Source organism: Mannheimia indoligenes (genome assembly GCF_036880405.1).
Lineage (GTDB): Bacteria > Pseudomonadota > Gammaproteobacteria > Enterobacterales > Pasteurellaceae > Mannheimia > Mannheimia indoligenes.
The window spans coordinates 13554-30380 of sequence record NZ_JBAJJM010000012.1; the positions used below are offsets into that span (position 1 = coordinate 13554).

A 16827-nucleotide genomic window follows, 5' to 3' on the forward strand; every position below is an offset into this window, starting at 1 on the left:
AATTTTTATGAAAAATATGACCGCTTGTGATTAATTTTGCGGTTGGTAATCCACAAGTAAGTAGTGTTTTGCCACTTCAAGGAATTGAGATACTTGGGCTTGTTGCCAAGCTTCATCTTTACCCATTTCTTTCGCCATAATTGCAGCAACTTTAGCTGCACTGTCAATTGCAGCTCTTGCATCAGTAAAGAGTAAGCGAACGCGGCGTGCTAATACATCTTCTACTGTTTGAGCCATCTCATTACGAACCGCCCAAATCACTTCAGCCACAGTGTAATCCAATCTTGGGTGGAGTTTTTCCGCATATTCAGGGTAAGCGGTCATTAAGCCTCGTAGTTCCGGAATGTCTGAACCATAAACGTAGAGATGATCTTGTAAATTAACTAATTCCGCTGGAATATTACCGTGAATAGATAAATCGACCGTTCTACAAGGTTTGTTGCCTAATTGTGGGTGAACTTTTAATGCTTCTTCCACCGTATCTTCTGCCATTTGGCGATAAGTTGTCCATTTACCACCTGTGATAGTAACCAAGCCACTAGTCGGGTCGGTTAAAACTTTATGGCTACGAGAAACTTCTTTCGTGCTTTGACCTTCTTTTTCAGGTGCAGCAAGCGGGCGTTGTCCTGCGAATACGGCTTTTACATCATCTCGGGTTGGTTTTTTTGTCAGATATTGCCCAGCAGTAGTTAAAATAAAGTTTACCTCTTGTTCTAACGGAATAGGTTCGTAAGATGGGTGTTCGATTAACGTATCCGTTGTGCCTACAACTAGCACATCGTGCCAAGGCACTGCGAATAACACACGACCGTCTGAGGTTTTAGGAATCATTAATGCATCATTACTTGGTAAGAATGATTTATCTAACACTAAGTGAATCCCTTGACTTGGCACAACGAATTTTTTTGGGCTGCCGTGATCCATACTTAAAATATCATTCATAAATACGCCGGTTGCATTAATCACTGCTGTACCAAATACCGTATACTCTTGTTGGTTTAGCTCATCGTAGAAAGTTACGCCATCAATTTTGCCCTGTGGTGTTTTGTGCAATGACGTTACTTTAGCGTGGTTTAGCACGGTTCCGCCTTGCTCAACCACCGTTTGAGCCATATTTACGGCTAAACGAGCATCATCAAATTGTCCGTCTTGATAAACTGTTCCTGCACGCAAACCCAAATCGTTTAATGTTGGTAAACGTCTTTTTGCTTCAGCTTTATCAATATTTTGCGTTTTACCTAAACTGAGGTTGCCTGAAAGCATATCGTACATTCCTAAACCAACACGGTACATTAAACAATCTTTAAGGGTGTAGTTTGGAATAATGAAACTTTGGTTTTTAAAGAGGTGAGCCGCATTTTTAGCTAAGCGACCACGTTCACGCAATGCCTCTCTTACTAATGCGATATCGCCATTGGCTAAATAACGCACACCACCGTGTACTAATTTAGTACTACGGCTTGACGTCCCTTTAGCGAAGTCGTGGCTTTCTAACAATAAGGTTTTATAGCCACGAGAGGCGGTATCTACTGCAATACCTAAACCGCTTGCACCGCCACCAATAATAATGAAATCCCATTTTTGTGTTTGTTGCACTTGAGCGAGTTGTTGATTTCTTTGCATTTTTTGCTCCTTTTGTTCGATGCTGATTGCTCGAATTTGAACTTAATTTAAACTTTATTAGCATAAACGAAAATAAAATGAGTTCAAATAGATTTGTTTGAAAATCAGATCTATATCACAAAATTATTGAATTTAAATCGTAAGTTACTGCTTTTTCAGTTGTGTAAAGTGGCTTTTTTATAAGTAGTTAGATTAGATATACAAGAACAAAATGCGTATTTTCGAAAATTTAAAATGATTTAAAGTGAAAATTTTGTGAAATAAATCACACTTTTGCAAAAAATAACTTTGTCATTTGTTATTTTCAGATATTATTGACCGACCTAAGAATAGGTATTACTTAATAATTATACTGGAGAATAAAAATGTTTGGTCCATTTAAACCCGCTCCGCATATTGCGGAGTTGCCGGCGGACAAAGTTGATGCAAGATACAAATTCTTACGTTGGCAAGTGTTTGCAGGTATTTTTTTCGGCTATGCCGCTTATTATTTTGTGCGTGCTAACTTCGACTTAGCACAAAAAGGTTTAATTGAAGCCGGTTTATACAACAAAGCGGAACTCGGTATCATCGGTACCGGTGCCGGTTTAGCGTACGGTTTATCAAAATTTGTGATGGCGTGGATGTCAGACCGCTCAAATCCAAAAGTATTCTTACCGTTCGGTTTATTACTGTCCGGTTTATGTATGACTATGATGGGCTTGATGCCGTGGGCAACTTCAGGCATTGCGGTAATGTTCGTTATGATCTTCTTAAACGGTTGGTTCCAAGGTATGGGTTGGCCGCCGTGTGGTCGTACGATGGTTCACTGGTGGTCTAAATCTGAACGCGGTACTATCGTTTCTATTTGGAACTGTGCTCACAACGTGGGTGGTATGGTACCGGGCTTAATGGTGATTTTAGCCGGTGCAATTTTCTACAACACATATGGTGTTGAAGCAACCGCAAAAGATATTTGGCAACAAGCCTTATACTATCCGGGTATTGCAGCGATGATTGCGGCGATTCCAATCTATTTTATGATGAAAGACACGCCTCAATCTTGCGGTTTACCACCGGTTGAAAAATGGCGTAACGACTATCCGGATGATTATGATGAGAAAAAATCTGAAACCGAATTAACCACCAAAGAGATTTTATTCACTTATGTATTGAAAAATAAACTCTTGTGGTACATCGCAATTGCGAACGTATTCGTTTACTTAATTCGCTATGGTGTATTGAAATGGTCTCCGGTTTATTTAGGTGAAGTGAAACATTTCAACATTAAAGGTACTGCGTCTGCGTACATTATTTATGAGCTTGCAGCGATTCCTGGTACGTTATTATGTGGTTGGGTGTCAGATAAGATCTTCAAAGGTAAACGTGGTTTAACCGGTTTCGTATTTATGATTTTAACCACCGCAGCGGTTGTTGCATTATGGTTGAACCCTGCAACACCTGAGGCGGAGCTGGCTCAATATGCAGGCAAAGCGTGGTATGAAAACCCATATCAGTTAATGGACTTCATTTTGATGACCACTATCGGTTTCTTAATTTATGGTCCTGTAATGCTTATCGGCTTACACGCCCTTGAATTAGCACCGAAAAAAGCAGCGGGTACATCAGCAGGTTTCACCGGTTTATTCGGTTACTTAGGCGGTACAGTATCTGCATCTGCGGTAGTAGGTTGGGCTGCTCACGAATTTGGCTGGGACGGTGGCTTCTATGTGATGATTACAGGTGGTGTGTTAGCTGTGTTATTGATGTTTATTGTGATGATTGAAGAAAGTAAACACAAAGCAAAATTAGGCGACCACTACGGTAAATAGTCGTTAATCTATTAGCAAAAGGAAGAGCAGAAATGTTCTTCCTTTATTTTTAACACAATGAGGTAATTCTATGAAATTTCAATTCAAAACATTAGTTGCGGCATTAGCATTATCAGCAGCGACATTGAGTGCCTATGCACAACAATCGGATAAGTTAGTTATTGCTCATCGTGGTGCAAGTGGTTATTTACCTGAGCATACTTTAGAGTCTAAGGCACTTGCATTCGGGCAACAAGCGGACTATTTAGAGCAAGATCTTGCAATGACGAAAGATAATCACATTATTGTGATCCACGACCATTTCTTAGATGGCTTAACCGATGTAGCGAAAAAATTTCCGGAACGTAAGCGTGAAGATGGGCGTTACTATGTAGCAGATTTCACCTTAGAAGAAATTCGCACACTGGAAATGACTGAAAACTTCAAAATTGAAGATGGTAAGCAGGTTCAAGTTTATCCAAAACGTTTCCCACTTTGGCAGTCCAATTTTAAAATTCATACGTTTGAAGAAGAAATTGAGTTTATTCAAGGCTTAGAAAAATCAACGGGTAAGAAAATTGGGATCTATCCAGAAATTAAAGCACCTTGGTTACACCACAAAGAAGGTAAAGACATTGCATTAGAAACGTTGAAAGTGTTGAAAAAATATGGCTACGATAAAAAATCATCGCCAGTTTATCTACAAACTTTCGATTTCAATGAGTTAAAACGCATTAAAACTGAATTACTTCCTCAGCTTGGTATGGATGTGAAATTAGTACAACTTGTGGCGTACACCGATTGGTTTGAGACCGAAGAGAAAGACAAAGACGGCAAATGGATTAACTACGACTACGACTGGATGTTCAAAGAAGGAGCGATGGCGGAAGTGGCAAAATATGCTGATGGCGTAGGTCCGGGCTGGTATATGTTGATTGACGATAAAAACTCAAAAGTAGGAGATATTAAATATACCCCACTTGTAAAAGAGTTGGCTAAACATAAGTTAGAAATTCACCCTTACACTGTGCGTAAAGATGCGTTAGCTCCATTCTTTGAAAATGTAGATCAAATGTATGACGCACTATTGAATAAAGCAGGGGCAACGGGGGTATTTACCGACTTCCCTGATACTGCCGTTGAGTTTTTAAAAAAACAGAAATAATTAATGCTTTTTAAATAGCAAGCGGTCTGATTAGTAAATTTTTTTGCAAATCAGACCGCTTGTATTTTTATTGGCTACTCATTATTAAGCAAAAAGATACCATTTTGGCTTAAGTGAATATAATATTCTGCTTGGTTTTCATTATATTGATCAGGGTTGAGGTTTACCATCAGCTCTTTGCCTTGCCACTCCACTGCAATTTCCCAATGAGCACCCATATAAACCGCGTGTTTGATTTGGCAACGTTGATTTTCTTCACCATCAGCTTGCAAGCGGATTGCTTCTGGGCGGATACCAACCAAGCAGTCGCCGTTCGGTACATTGAAGCGAGCTGAATTAGCAAGAATAAAACTGAAATTGCCAATTTGGATTTGGTCATCCAATTTCTTCGCCGGCAGAATGGTTGATTCGCCCATAAAGTTGGCAAGGAATAGCGAGTTTGGCTGTAAATAGAGATTTTTTGCCGTATCTTGCTGTTTGATAATGCCTTTATCCATCACAATAACTTGGTCAGACACCGCAAAGGCTTCCGATTGGTCGTGCGTAACATAAAGTGAAGTAATATTCAGGCGTTGCTGTAATTCACGGATCTTTTCCCGCATTGAGCGGCGAAGGTTGGCGTCTAAGTTACTTAACGGTTCATCAAATAAAAGCACCTTTGGTTTTAGAATTAACGCACGTGCCAGAGCCACTCGTTGCTGTTGTCCGCCTGAAATCTGATCGACAAAACGGTCTTCAAACCCCGCTAAATCGACCAATTCCAACGCCTCTTTCACACGCTGTAAGCGTTCTTCCTTCGGCACCCCTTGCATTTTTAAGCCATAGCCGACATTATCGCCAATCGACATATGCGGAAAGAGGGCATAGGATTGGAATACAATACAGATATCACGGTTTTGGATTGAGCTTTGGGTTACATCTTCGCCATCAATAAAAATCTGCCCAGAAGTCGGGCTTTCTAAACCTGCGACTAAACGTAGCACGGTGGTTTTTCCACAGCCTGAAGGTCCAAGCAGGGTAATCATTTTTCCTTTTGGAATGCTGAGGTTGAGATTATTGATAACAGTTGCTTTGCCGAAAGATTTAGTTACATTTTTTAATACTAAGAAATCGTTATTCATATTTTGTCCTTTTAATTATATCCCTCTCTCTGAAAAATACTTCTGAACGAAGTATTTTTCTGTCTCTCCCCCATAAAGGGAGAGAGTAGATGTCTTTTTACATTTTCTTTGCCTTAGAGCGAGCAATACGTGTATCGCCGACGATCCAATCGAAAATCAAAATAATTGCCATCATCACAACAATCAAAATTGAGCCGTAAGCAATCGCAATACCGTATTCTCCATCTTCTACACGGTTGAGAATATAAGAGGTTGCAACACGCGTATCAGCAGTAACTAAGAATACAATTGCACTCACGGTGGTCATTGCCCGCACGAAGCTGGTTACTAAAGCGGAAAGCAAGGCTGGCTTGAGGAGCGGTAACACCACAAACAACATTGTTTTAAATGAGCCGGCTTTTAGCGAAAGGGAGGCTTCATCTAACGATTTGTCCAGTTGCCCTAAACCGGCAATGGCGGCACGCATACCCACAGGCATATTTCGCATTACCATTGAGAGGATAATAATCATACCTGTACCCGTTAAATAAATCGGTGAATCGTTGAAGGCGAGAATGTAAGACACCCCGGCTACCGTTCCCGGCACGGCAAAGCAAAGTAAAGTTAGAAATTCCAACGTTTTTTTGCCTTTGAAATCACGGCGAACCGTAACATAAGCAATCAACAAACCAAACAGAGCGGTAATTGGAGCGGCAGCAGCGGCGAACAACACGGTTTGAATGAGTGATGGGAAACCGCCATCGCTAAAGCCTTGCCCGAACAGCTTGATGTAGTTATCAAGCGTTAAGGTGTAATCCACACCCCAGTTCACGGTAAAGCTGCCGTAGAAAATACTACCGTAAAGCACTAAGTTGAACGTTCCCCAGAACAACAATGTGCAAATAATGAGCCATTTCATACCGCTTGGTAAATCTTGCACATCGCCACGATAAGATTTTCCTGATACCGTTACATAAGAGCGATTGCCGATCCAGAGATATTGGATCACGAAAATCGCAAGCGAGAACACGAGCAAGATTGCCCCAAGTGTACTTGCTGAGGCATAATCAAGTTGCGAGCCGGCAATATAGAAGTAGATTTGAGTAGCGATCACATCAAAACTGCCACCTAAAACTAATGGGGTACTGAAATCGGCAAGAGATTGAATGGCGACTACCAAGAATGAGTTAGCCAGAGCAGGTTTGAGTAACGGGAAAATAATGTTAAAGAAGGCTTGATAGCGATTAGAACGCAAGGTGTAAGCGGCTTCTTCTACAGACGGATGAATGGATTTCAACGCTCCTTCCAAAATCATAAAAGACATTGGTGTAAGTGCGAGGGTGTGAGCAATCACAATCCCGGTATAACCATAGAGCCAGTTACTGGCAAAACCAAAGTGTTCCACTAAAAATTCGGTTACATAGCCCGAACGCCCAAGCATTAGCGTTACGCCTAAACCCACCACAAAGGGAGGGGTAACAATAGGTAAAATCGAGAAAATTCGCCCGATGAACGCAGATCGTTTAGCAATTCGAGTGGTATAAAGTGCAAAAGCCAAACCAAACAGGGTGGAAAGTACGCCCACCGTTCCCGCAACCGATAAAGAGTTCCCCACCACTCGTGCCACATAAGGCTGTTGTAAAATGGTTAGCACTTGGCTTGGCACAAACTCGTCGCCGTTGTAGAACATTGAAACGAAAATCGCAATGGTTGGGTAAACAATAAAGAAGAAAATCAGCAAAATAATGCTAATCAATGAGCCGATAATAAAGCGATCGCCCTGCATTACTTTAAGAATAGCGAGATTATTGGTGGCTAGCCCTGTAATGGCAATAATCAGAGGCAATACCGCATAGCCTAAGCTGATTTTAAGTACAATTGCCGATAAGAAAATAAAAGCAAATAATAAACCTAAGCCGACTAATTCTAGCTTAGCTCTGCGTTTACAAGCGGTCGGATTTGGCAATAAAAATGCAAAAAGCGGTAAGAACCACGCCCAAGTGATATTTAAATTTGACCAACCCATCGCATTAAAAAGCTCGTCTTTTGTTGAATCAAACAAGCCATAATCTAATGCTTTAGCGGGCAATAAGAGAAAACCGAGTAAACCGATCACCACCCATACAAGCGGTCGGGAAAAAGAAAAACTCTGCATAATACCTCACAGATAGAAAAGAGGGGGAAAGCCCCCTCTAAAAGATAGGATTATTTCGCTAATTTAACTTCATTAACCCATTTGTCAATCAAGCGTTTACGCTCTTCACTTGATCCATATTTCTCAAAATTGTAGTCAATTAAGTTTAAATCTTTTGGATTAAGAGCATAAGGCGAGGCTTCTGCTGTTGTATTGGTTAAAACTTGGAATGCATTCCCTTTTTGCCAAGAGAGTTCTTGAGCTTCTTTAGAAAGCGACCAATCCACGAACAATTTCGCATTTTCAAGATTTCTCGCCCCTTTTAAGATACTCACACCACCAAGTTCATAGCCTGTACCATCGGTTGGTGCAGTCATTTCAATGTTAGCCCCGTTTTTCTTCTCGATAGCGTAGTCGTGTAAGAAGCCGATACCGATAGTGGTTTCGCCTCGAGCGGTGTTACGAGCCGGCGTAATGCCTGACTTGGTGTATTGTGAGATATTTTTGTGTAATTTACGGAAGTATTCAAAGGCTTTTTCTTCGCCCCAAAGTTGCACGAAAGTCGCAATCGCCGTATAAGCCGTACCTGAGCTTTGCGGGTCTGCAATTTGAATTTCGCCTGCTAAACGTGGGTCAAGTAACTCTTCCCAAGTGGTCGGCACTTTCTCAATACCTAATTTTTTCAAACGATCTAAGTTCACGCCGTAACCTAAAATCCCCATATACACCGCAGAGGAATAATTACCTTTTAATTTTGCAGGATCACGAAATTTTTCGATAATTTGGGTAAGGTTTGGCGATTGATAGGGTTCTAACAAGCCCATTTCTGCTGCTTGTGAATGCGGATCAAGCGTACCGCCGTACCAAACATCCGCCTGAGGGTTATTTTTTTCCGCTTCAATTTTCGCTAATGTGCTACCCGAACCGTTACGCACAAACGAAACTTTTACATCATATTTCTTACCGAAAGCTTGAACTTCTTGCTCACAAAGCTCGTTCGTCGCACTACAATAAACCGTTAAACGACCTTCCGCCAATGCTGATTGAGTAAATAATGATCCGAGTAATAAAGTAGATGCTGTCAAAGCCAATTTTTTCAATTTCATTGTGGTTTCCTTAAAGTTAGGGAGAAAATTAGGCGAAATATAGCAAAAAACGGGACGCAATTCTGTGAGCTGCTTCACAGTTCAACCAAACAAGTGGTCGAATTTGCTTGGGATTTTGCAAATCAGCTTCTAATAAAAGTTGAAATTAGTCCTAAAAATGACTAATATGACAAAATTAGTCAATTTTAGGATTATTTTTAGGAGAAAAGTTTGCAAAATTATCTCGATCAAATCGGCGATACTTGTACCAATATGTTGATAAGTTACGGCTTGTTCGCAAAAAAGTATCAAATTAATGAAAATGAATTAGCCATTCTCTACACGCTTTGGGTAGAAGGAGCTTGTACCCAAAAACACATTGCTGAAAAATGCCAAATTGCCAAACAAACGATTAATACGCTATGCAAGCGGTGGGAAATTGAGGAAATTTTGCAAAGTGTTATCAGTGAGCAAGATAGACGAGAAAAAACCTTGTATTTTACGGATAAAGGCAGAGCATTTGCTCAACCTATTATTGAAGAATTACTGAGCAGAGAAAATCAAGTTATTAATGCGTTTGGCATACAGAGAATAAAATTTTTACTTGATGAGTTTAAAGCATTGCAAACTGCTTTAAGCCAAAAGCTGGAGAAACATAGTGGCTAGAACACTTCAGACGTTAAAAAATATTGCTAAAGTGTACCGCTCAAAATTATTGGCAACTTTTTCGCTTGTAGCATTCGAAAATGTATTGATTTTGCTTTATCCACTTGTTGGTAGCTTTGCGGTAAATGCAGTATTGGCGGGCAATGTTTTCAACGCCTTAGTGTATGCTTTAGTGGTTTTAATTATTTGGGTGGTTGGTTCAGCAAGACGAGCGGTGGATACTCGAGCGTTTGTTAGAATTTATGCCGATTTAGCCATCAAGGCAATTATTAATGAAAAGCAAAAAGGCACAACTTCTTCGGCAACGGCTCACGCAAACTTAGCTCGTCAATTTGTCGCCTTTTTTGAAGAGCATTTGCCGATTTTGATTACAGCTTCATTTTCAATTGTCGGCTCAGTAGTGATGTTGCTGATTATTGAATTTTGGTCAGGTGTGATTGCGTTGACGATTTTAATACTATTTTTGCTGATTTTACCGAGCTATACACGTAGAAATGATCGGCTCTATTTTAAACTGAATAATCGCCTTGAAAATGAAGTACATACTATCGAACGTATTAGAAATGCTGAATTGGTTAAACACTATGATTTGTTATCGAAAATTCGGATTGCCATTTCTAATCGTGAAGCAGTGAGCTTTTTGGTTATTGGCGTTGTGTTGAGCATTTTATTTGGCGTAACCTTAGCTATTCTTGCAAATAAAAAGGTAGAGGCTGGACATATTTATGCCGTCATTACTTATATGTGGAGTTTTGCAATGAGCCTTGATGATATGCCAAGATTGGTTGAAAAATTCTCAGAATTGAAAGATATAGGTAATCGAGTAGAGGTTTAACGATTAATTTATTGAACCTTTTCCAAAAGATAAAATCTTATAAATTGGGTCAAGGAGATTGACCGATTTGAAATTGATTAATAATGAGGGATTAATATGAAATCTATGTTAAAAGTTGTCGGAGTAGCCCTTTTAGCGGTTGCAGTATCAGGCTGTAACAATATGACAAAATCGCAACGTAATACAGCGATTGGTGCTGCTGTTGGTGGTGTTGCAGGCAATGTGATCGGTAATTCAACGGGTGCAACCTTAGGTGGTGCGGCACTTGGTGGCGTAATTGGTAGCCAAATCAAATAATTGCAAAAAATTGACAGAAATGAACCGCTTGTATCGCCAAAGAACAAGCGGTTTTGTTTTGTATAGATTTTGTAAATTATGGATTTCTTGCTTTTCTTTTTATTTTCTTTCTTTATAATGCACAAAGTTTTGAAACGAAACTTAAGTGAAGATTGTAATGTCAAAACGTAATACGCAACAACGCCGTCATTTAATTGTACAGATGGTACAATCGCAACAAGAAGTGAGTGTTGATGAACTCGCTACACTGTTTGAAACTTCAGAAGTTACCATTCGCAAAGACCTAACCGCTTTAGAAGAAAGTGGTTTTTTATTGCGAAAATATGGTGGAGCAGTGAAAATCCCATCAGAAATGATGGAGGAAGAATTTATTGAGCAACTTTCGATTCAAAAGAAAATGATTGCTCAAGCCGCTCGAGATTGTATTCGAGATCATAACCGTATCATTATTGATAGCGGCAGCACGACGGGGGCTTTGGTTAAAGTGTTAAACCAAACAGGTTTAGTAGTGATGACCAACTCGCTGAATTTAGCTGCGGAGTTAACCTCTTTGGAATGCGAGCCAACAGTATTAATGACAGGTGGTACTTGGGATAGCCGTTCAGAATCTTTTCAAGGAAAAGTGGCTGAACAAGTACTACGTTCGTATGATTTTGACCAACTTTTCATTGGGGCTGATGGGTTAGATCTCGCTCGTGGAACAACTACTTTCAATGAATTGGTAGGGTTAAGCCAAGTAATGGCAGACGTGAGCCGAGAAGTGATTGTGTTGATTGAATCACAAAAAATCGGGCGAAAAATGCCTAATATTGAATTGGAATGGTCGAAAATCACCAAAATTATTACCGACAACCAATTAAGTTTCGAAACGAAAGAACAAATCGAAAAGATGGGTGTCGAAGTGCTTATTGCGAAGTAAGCATATTAAAACAGATATGTAGGGGCGAATTGCAATTCGCCCTCACAAGCAAAATTATTTTATCGTTATTTATTAATAGGAAAGCAAATTTATGTGTGGAATTGTAGGTGCAGTAGCACAGCGTGATGTCGCAGAAATCTTAGTTGATGGTTTACACCGTTTAGAATATCGTGGCTATGATTCAGCCGGTGTGGCGGTATTAAATGCCGATGAGAAAAAAATGCAGATCGTTCGCCGTGTCGGTAAAGTAAAAGCTTTAGACGATGCATTAGAAGCAAAACCATTATTAGGCGGTACAGGTATCGCTCATACTCGTTGGGCAACACACGGCGAGCCATCAGAAACCAACGCTCACCCGCACCGTAGCGGTAAAATTGCGGTGGTACATAACGGTATTATCGAAAACTACGAAGAATTAAAAGTTGTGTTACAAGAGCGTGGCTATGTGTTCCAATCTCAAACAGATACTGAAGTTATTGCTCACTTAGTTGAGTGGGAATTGCGTTCAGCTTCTTCATTATTAGAAGCGGTACAAAAAACCGTAGTACAACTTCGTGGTGCATACGGCACTGTGGTATTAAATGAAGAAGAGCCGGAACATTTAATCGTTGCTCGTTCAGGCAGCCCACTTGTGATTGGCTATGGTGTAGGTGAAAACTTCTTAGCCTCAGATCCGTTAGCATTATTAAGCGTTACCCGCCGTTTTGCTTATTTGGAAGAAGGCGATGTTGCAGAAATTACTCGCCGTTCTGTTGAGATTTACGACCGTCAAGGCAACAAAGTAGAACGTGAAATTCACGAAGGTAACTTTGAAGCAGATGCTGCTGATAAAGGTCAATATCGCCACTATATGCAAAAAGAGATTTTCGAGCAGCCGGTGGCAATTATGAACACCTTAGATGGTCGTATTAAAGACGGTAAAGTGGATCTTTCAGCGATTGCTCCAAATGCCACTGAGATTCTCTCTAAAGTGCAACACGTGCAAATTGTGGCTTGCGGTACTTCATACAATGCCGGTATGGTGGCTCGTTATTGGTTTGAATCTTTAGCCGGCGTAAGCTGTGATGTGGAAATCGCCTCAGAATTCCGCTACCGTAAATTTGTAACACGCCCGAACAGCTTATTAATCACGCTTTCTCAATCAGGCGAAACTGCAGATACTTTAGCGGCATTACGTTTAGCGAAAGAGTCTGGCTATATGGCGGCGATGACGGTGTGTAACGTGGCAAGTTCATCTTTAGTGCGTGAATCTGATTTAGCATTCCTAACCAAAGCAGGTGTGGAAATTGGAGTAGCATCAACTAAAGCCTTCACCACCCAATTAACTTGCTTATTGTTATTAAATGTAGCAATCGGTCGCCTACAAGGCAATATGAGCGAAGAACAAGAGCATCATATCGTGCAATCTTTGCAACGCTTACCGGCTCAAATTGAAAGTGCGTTAGTATTCGATAAACAAATCGAAAAATTATCGGAAGATTTTGCTGACAAACACCACACCTTATTCTTAGGACGTGGCGAATATTATCCGATTGCGATGGAATCAGCCTTGAAATTAAAAGAGATTTCATACATTCACGCTGAAGCCTACGCAGCGGGTGAATTAAAACACGGTCCGTTAGCGTTAATCGACAGCGATATGCCGGTTGTGGTGGTTGCACCGGAAAATGATTTACTTGAAAAAGTGAAATCAAATATCGAAGAAGTACGTGCCCGTGGCGGTCAATTATATGTATTTGCCGATCACGATGCCGGCTTTGAAGAAGCAGAAGGCTTTAAAACCATCGTTCTACCAAAAGTAGATGAAGTAACTGCCCCAATTTTTTACACCGTGCCGTTACAACTACTTTCATACCACATCGCTTTAATTAAAGGCACCGATGTGGATCAACCTCGTAACTTAGCGAAAGCGGTAACCGTAGAGTAACGATAAAAAAACCTTATTCATCACTGAATAAGGTTTTTTCTTCCTTGAAGCTTGCAAGCGGTCAAAAAAGTAGAATTTTTTGCAAATAGTTTAGGTTAGTCAACCGCAAGGTAAGCAATCCGTTCACTTACTTATTTTGCTAAAAGATCTTCTTTTTCGCCATAAACAGGAACTAAAGTTTTCTTATAAGCTTCTTTTAGTTTGCCGTTCGCTTTAAGTTCGCTAATTTCTTTGTTCACGAAATCAAGTAACGCTTTATTACCCTTTTGTACCGCTGGTGCAATTTGCTCAGATGGACCGATATTGCCAATCGCAACATCAAAGTCTACGTTCTCTTTTGCCCAAGCCCAAACTAATGCGTTGTCGTGTGCAAGAGCAACGCCACGTCCGTCTTTTAATGCATTAAAGGTTTCGGTGTTATGGTCGAATTTTAATAACTGAATTTCAGGGTGATTTTTGCTGAAATAAGCATCAGCTGTTGTACCTTTATTCACTAATAAGGTTTTGCCCTCAAGTTGTTTAACATCTGTAATTGGGGCATTTTTTGGAGAAACCACACCTAATGCTACGTTCATATAAGGCTCGGCAAAATCAACCACTTCCGCACGTTCAGGTGTTTTAGTAAAGTTGGCTAATACTAAATCTACTTTATTTGATTTTAGATATTCTACACGGTTTGCTGCTTCTGTGAGTACGAACTCCACTTTGTCAGGGCTACCTAGCAAATCATTAGCGATTTCTTTCGCAATTTCCACATCAAAACCTTGATTTTTACCATTAGCATCAATGTAACCAAATGGTGGTTTATCGCTAAATACCCCAATGCGGATTATACCTTTTTCTTTAATTTGAGCGACGCTATCTTTCGCTTGAGTAGAGCCATTGTTATCACAAGCAGTTAATGTAAAAGCCGCAAGTGTTGTTGCGAGTAGGGTTTTTAAGAGTGTTGAACGTTTCATAATAATTCCTCAAATAGTAGTTAATAATCTAAACCGTGTAAGAACTGTTTTGCCCGCTCGGTTTTCGGTGCCTTAAAAAATTCTTGTGGAGAAGATTGCTCGATGATTTCGCCTTTATCAATAAATACAATACGATCGGCTACCTTCTCTGCAAACCCCATCTCGTGGGTAACAATGAGCATTGACATTCCCTCATCTGCCAATTCCAATACCACATCTAAAACCTCTCTTACCATTTCAGGGTCAAGAGCCGCAGTAATTTCATCTAACAAAATAACTTCAGGGTTCATACATAACGCTCGTACGATAGCAATACGTTGTTTTTGTCCGCCGGAGAGTTCTCTTGGGAAAGCTGTTTTTCTATCAAACAAACCAACTCGTTTTAAGAGTAAATCTGCTTGAGCTTCAACTTCTTCCCGACTACGTTTTTGAGCCTTTAATGGACCAAGTAAAATATTTTCGATAACGTTTAAGTGTGCGAATAATTCATAGCTTTGAAATACCATTCCCACTTTTTGCCGAGATTGCTCCCAGCTCAAATCTTTGCCAAATTCACCGACACCTTGCATCGTAATTGTGCCACCTTGTTTATCTTCCAATCCATTAATACAACGAAGCAAAGTACTCTTACCACAACCGGAAGGTCCAAGTAATACAACGACTTCGCCTTTATGTAAATCTAAACTCAGATTATTAATTGCGACCGTCTCGCCATATTTTTTATGCAAATTTTGAATAGAGAGTAAAGGCATATATGCGTTGGTTAAGTTATTTGATGAGTTCATTTTGCAAAAAAATTTTTAGGAAAGGAAATTATAAGACGCTATTTTGTATAACTTTTGATTATAAGAATTCCTTTATTGTAGAGCATTTATTAACTCTCCCACCTATGTTCTAATTTGTTCGCCAATAATGAAAGCGGGTAGCAAATTAAAAAATAGAGCACGAAAATTAGCCCATAGACAAAAAATGACGCATTAGGGTTGGTAAGAAGGGAATTTTCAATAATCTGTTGTCCTACTTTTACTACTTCAATGACACCAATGAGGGCGGCGAGTGAGCTGGTTTTAATCATTCGAGTAAATAGATTGATCGCACTTGGCAACAGACGGCGAGTACCCTGTGGTAATTCAATGTGGCGGAAAATCTGCATACGGGTTAAACCAATTGCTTTTGCGGATTCTATTTGGTGTTTTTCGATTGAATCTAAAGCACCGCGTACCAAATCGCCCATTTCAGCCGTTCCCCATAAAGTAAACACCCATATACAAACCCAAACACCGCTAATGTGAATATCTAACCACGTTGATATGCCAAAATAGAGCATAAAGAGCCAAACTAAGATTGGCACAATGCGTATTGTTTCAAGGTAAAAACGAGCAAATCCACGTACAATCAGGCTATTTGAACGCATAATTAAGCCAAATAACGAGCCTAAAACCAGCGATAGCGTAACGGATATAAAGGATATTTTAGCTGTTAGCCATAGCCCTTGAGTCAAGCGGGCGGCATTTTGCCCTTCCCATAACCAATCAAACCCCATATTTTGCCTTCCTTACTCTGTTTTCAAAATGACGGACCAAAAGCGATATTGGTAGCAAGATAATTAAATAAGCAATAAATAGCATAAATAACGCTTCGTTGGTTTTGTAATCCATACCAATAATATCTTTAGTAACAAATAATAATTCTGCTACGGCGATAGCACTAATAACAGAGGTTTCTTTAATTAAAAAGAGTACATTTGCCCCAATGGCTGGAATAGATACTGCCCACGCTTGTGGGAAAATAACATATCGGAAGATTTGGTGAGGTTTTAAGCCGATAGATTTTGCAGCCTCTGTTTGCCCTTTGGGAATAGCTTGTAAACCGGCTCGTAGGCTTTCTGCCATATAGCTAGAACCCAGAAAAACTAAAGCGATTACACCACAAGTGAAGCCGTCCCACTTAATCCCTATTTTCGGTAAGCCATAGTAAAGGAAAAAGAGTTGAATGAGCAAAGGCGTATTACGAGAGAGCTCTATATAACCTTTTGCAATACTATCAAGCGGTCGTATTTTGTAAGCAGTAATAACGGCAACAATCAACCCGAAAAAGAGAGAAAGGGAAATTCCCCAAAACGAGAGTTGCAGGGTAAGCCAAGCTGCATCTAAAAATTTGGGGATACTATTATAAATATAAGTCCAATTCATATCGCATAAACACTTTGGGGATAATGAGGGCTATTGTGTGAGAAGTAAAATCAAAAGGGAAAGAATTAGAACTACTTTTTTATAGAGATTAGTTATAAAAAAATCAGCACATTGCTGTGCTGATTTTTTTAGTTT

The 16827-nt window shown here is 40.0% G+C and carries 15 protein-coding genes; 7 read left to right on the forward strand and 8 right to left on the reverse strand.

Translation table 11 applies throughout. The features are described from left to right. Nucleotides 1-30: 30 nt before the first annotated feature. Nucleotides 31-1623, reverse strand: coding sequence for a glycerol-3-phosphate dehydrogenase/oxidase (locus V6W77_RS08730; RefSeq protein WP_334254417.1), 1593 nt, complete (start codon nt 1621-1623; stop codon nt 31-33). A gap of 365 nt (nt 1624-1988) precedes the next feature. Between V6W77_RS08730 and glpT the strand changes: the two genes are divergently transcribed. Next, a complete protein-coding gene (glpT, locus tag V6W77_RS08735) occupies nt 1989-3434 on the forward strand; it encodes a glycerol-3-phosphate transporter (RefSeq protein WP_334254418.1) in 1446 nt (481 codons plus the stop codon). Nucleotides 3435-3504: 70 nt separating this feature from the next. Further along, on the forward strand, nt 3505-4578 hold the full coding sequence (glpQ, locus tag V6W77_RS08740; protein WP_025235041.1) for a glycerophosphodiester phosphodiesterase: 1074 nt from the start codon (nt 3505-3507) through the stop codon (nt 4576-4578). A gap of 74 nt (nt 4579-4652) precedes the next feature. Here glpQ and fbpC read toward each other — a convergent pair whose 3' ends face one another. From fbpC to V6W77_RS08755, 3 genes are all read right to left on the reverse strand, one after another. Beyond that, the gene (fbpC, locus tag V6W77_RS08745; protein WP_334248996.1) at nt 4653-5699 is read right to left on the reverse strand and encodes a ferric ABC transporter ATP-binding protein; all 1047 of its coding nucleotides are present in this window, start codon (nt 5697-5699) and stop codon (nt 4653-4655) included. Nucleotides 5700-5796: 97 nt separating this feature from the next. Next, on the reverse strand, nt 5797-7833 hold the full coding sequence (locus V6W77_RS08750) for an ABC transporter permease (RefSeq protein ID WP_025235043.1): 2037 nt from the start codon (nt 7831-7833) through the stop codon (nt 5797-5799). A gap of 50 nt (nt 7834-7883) precedes the next feature. Beyond that, the gene (locus tag V6W77_RS08755) at nt 7884-8918 is read right to left on the reverse strand and encodes an ABC transporter substrate-binding protein (protein ID WP_025235044.1); all 1035 of its coding nucleotides are present in this window, start codon (nt 8916-8918) and stop codon (nt 7884-7886) included. 210 nt (nt 8919-9128) lie between these two features. Between V6W77_RS08755 and V6W77_RS08760 the strand changes: the two genes are divergently transcribed. The 5 genes from V6W77_RS08760 to glmS all read left to right on the forward strand — a co-directional run bounded on the left by V6W77_RS08760 (nt 9129) and on the right by glmS (nt 13541). After that, nucleotides 9129-9563, forward strand: a complete 435-nt coding sequence (locus tag V6W77_RS08760; RefSeq protein WP_283386589.1) for a MarR family transcriptional regulator — start codon at nt 9129-9131, stop codon at nt 9561-9563. Further along, complete coding sequence (locus V6W77_RS08765) at nt 9556-10398, forward strand: ABC transporter six-transmembrane domain-containing protein (RefSeq protein ID WP_334238351.1); 843 nt, start codon at nt 9556-9558, stop codon at nt 10396-10398. The genes V6W77_RS08760 and V6W77_RS08765 overlap by 8 nt, the downstream gene beginning before the upstream one ends. A gap of 96 nt (nt 10399-10494) precedes the next feature. Then, nucleotides 10495-10695 carry a YMGG-like glycine zipper-containing protein gene (locus V6W77_RS08770; protein WP_025235047.1) on the forward strand — a complete coding sequence of 67 codons (201 nt, stop codon included), beginning with the start codon at nt 10495-10497 and terminating at the stop codon, nt 10693-10695. 157 nt (nt 10696-10852) lie between these two features. Further along, the gene (locus V6W77_RS08775; protein WP_025235048.1) at nt 10853-11614 is read left to right on the forward strand and encodes a DeoR/GlpR family DNA-binding transcription regulator; all 762 of its coding nucleotides are present in this window, start codon (nt 10853-10855) and stop codon (nt 11612-11614) included. Nucleotides 11615-11705: 91 nt separating this feature from the next. Continuing rightward, nucleotides 11706-13541: a glutamine--fructose-6-phosphate transaminase (isomerizing) gene (glmS, locus tag V6W77_RS08780; RefSeq protein ID WP_334229550.1), complete on the forward strand. Its 1836-nt coding sequence runs from the start codon at nt 11706-11708 to the stop codon at nt 13539-13541. A gap of 131 nt (nt 13542-13672) precedes the next feature. On the opposite strand, the gene V6W77_RS08785 is transcribed toward glmS, so the two are convergent. The 4 genes from V6W77_RS08785 to V6W77_RS08800 all read right to left on the reverse strand — a co-directional run bounded on the left by V6W77_RS08785 (nt 13673) and on the right by V6W77_RS08800 (nt 16692). Further along, nucleotides 13673-14500 (reverse strand): cysteine ABC transporter substrate-binding protein, encoded by an 828-nt coding sequence (locus V6W77_RS08785; RefSeq protein WP_334234151.1) that lies wholly within the window; start codon nt 14498-14500, stop codon nt 13673-13675. A gap of 20 nt (nt 14501-14520) precedes the next feature. Next, nucleotides 14521-15252, reverse strand: coding sequence for an amino acid ABC transporter ATP-binding protein (locus tag V6W77_RS08790; protein WP_283387060.1), 732 nt, complete (start codon nt 15250-15252; stop codon nt 14521-14523). Between the two features lie 122 nt (nt 15253-15374). Continuing rightward, on the reverse strand, nt 15375-16043 hold the full coding sequence (locus V6W77_RS08795) for an amino acid ABC transporter permease (protein WP_334254419.1): 669 nt from the start codon (nt 16041-16043) through the stop codon (nt 15375-15377). Continuing rightward, nucleotides 16033-16692, reverse strand: a complete 660-nt coding sequence (locus tag V6W77_RS08800; RefSeq protein WP_283386573.1) for an amino acid ABC transporter permease — start codon at nt 16690-16692, stop codon at nt 16033-16035. Before V6W77_RS08800 ends, V6W77_RS08795 begins: the two co-directional genes overlap by 11 nt. Between the last annotated feature and the right edge of the window lie 135 nt (nt 16693-16827).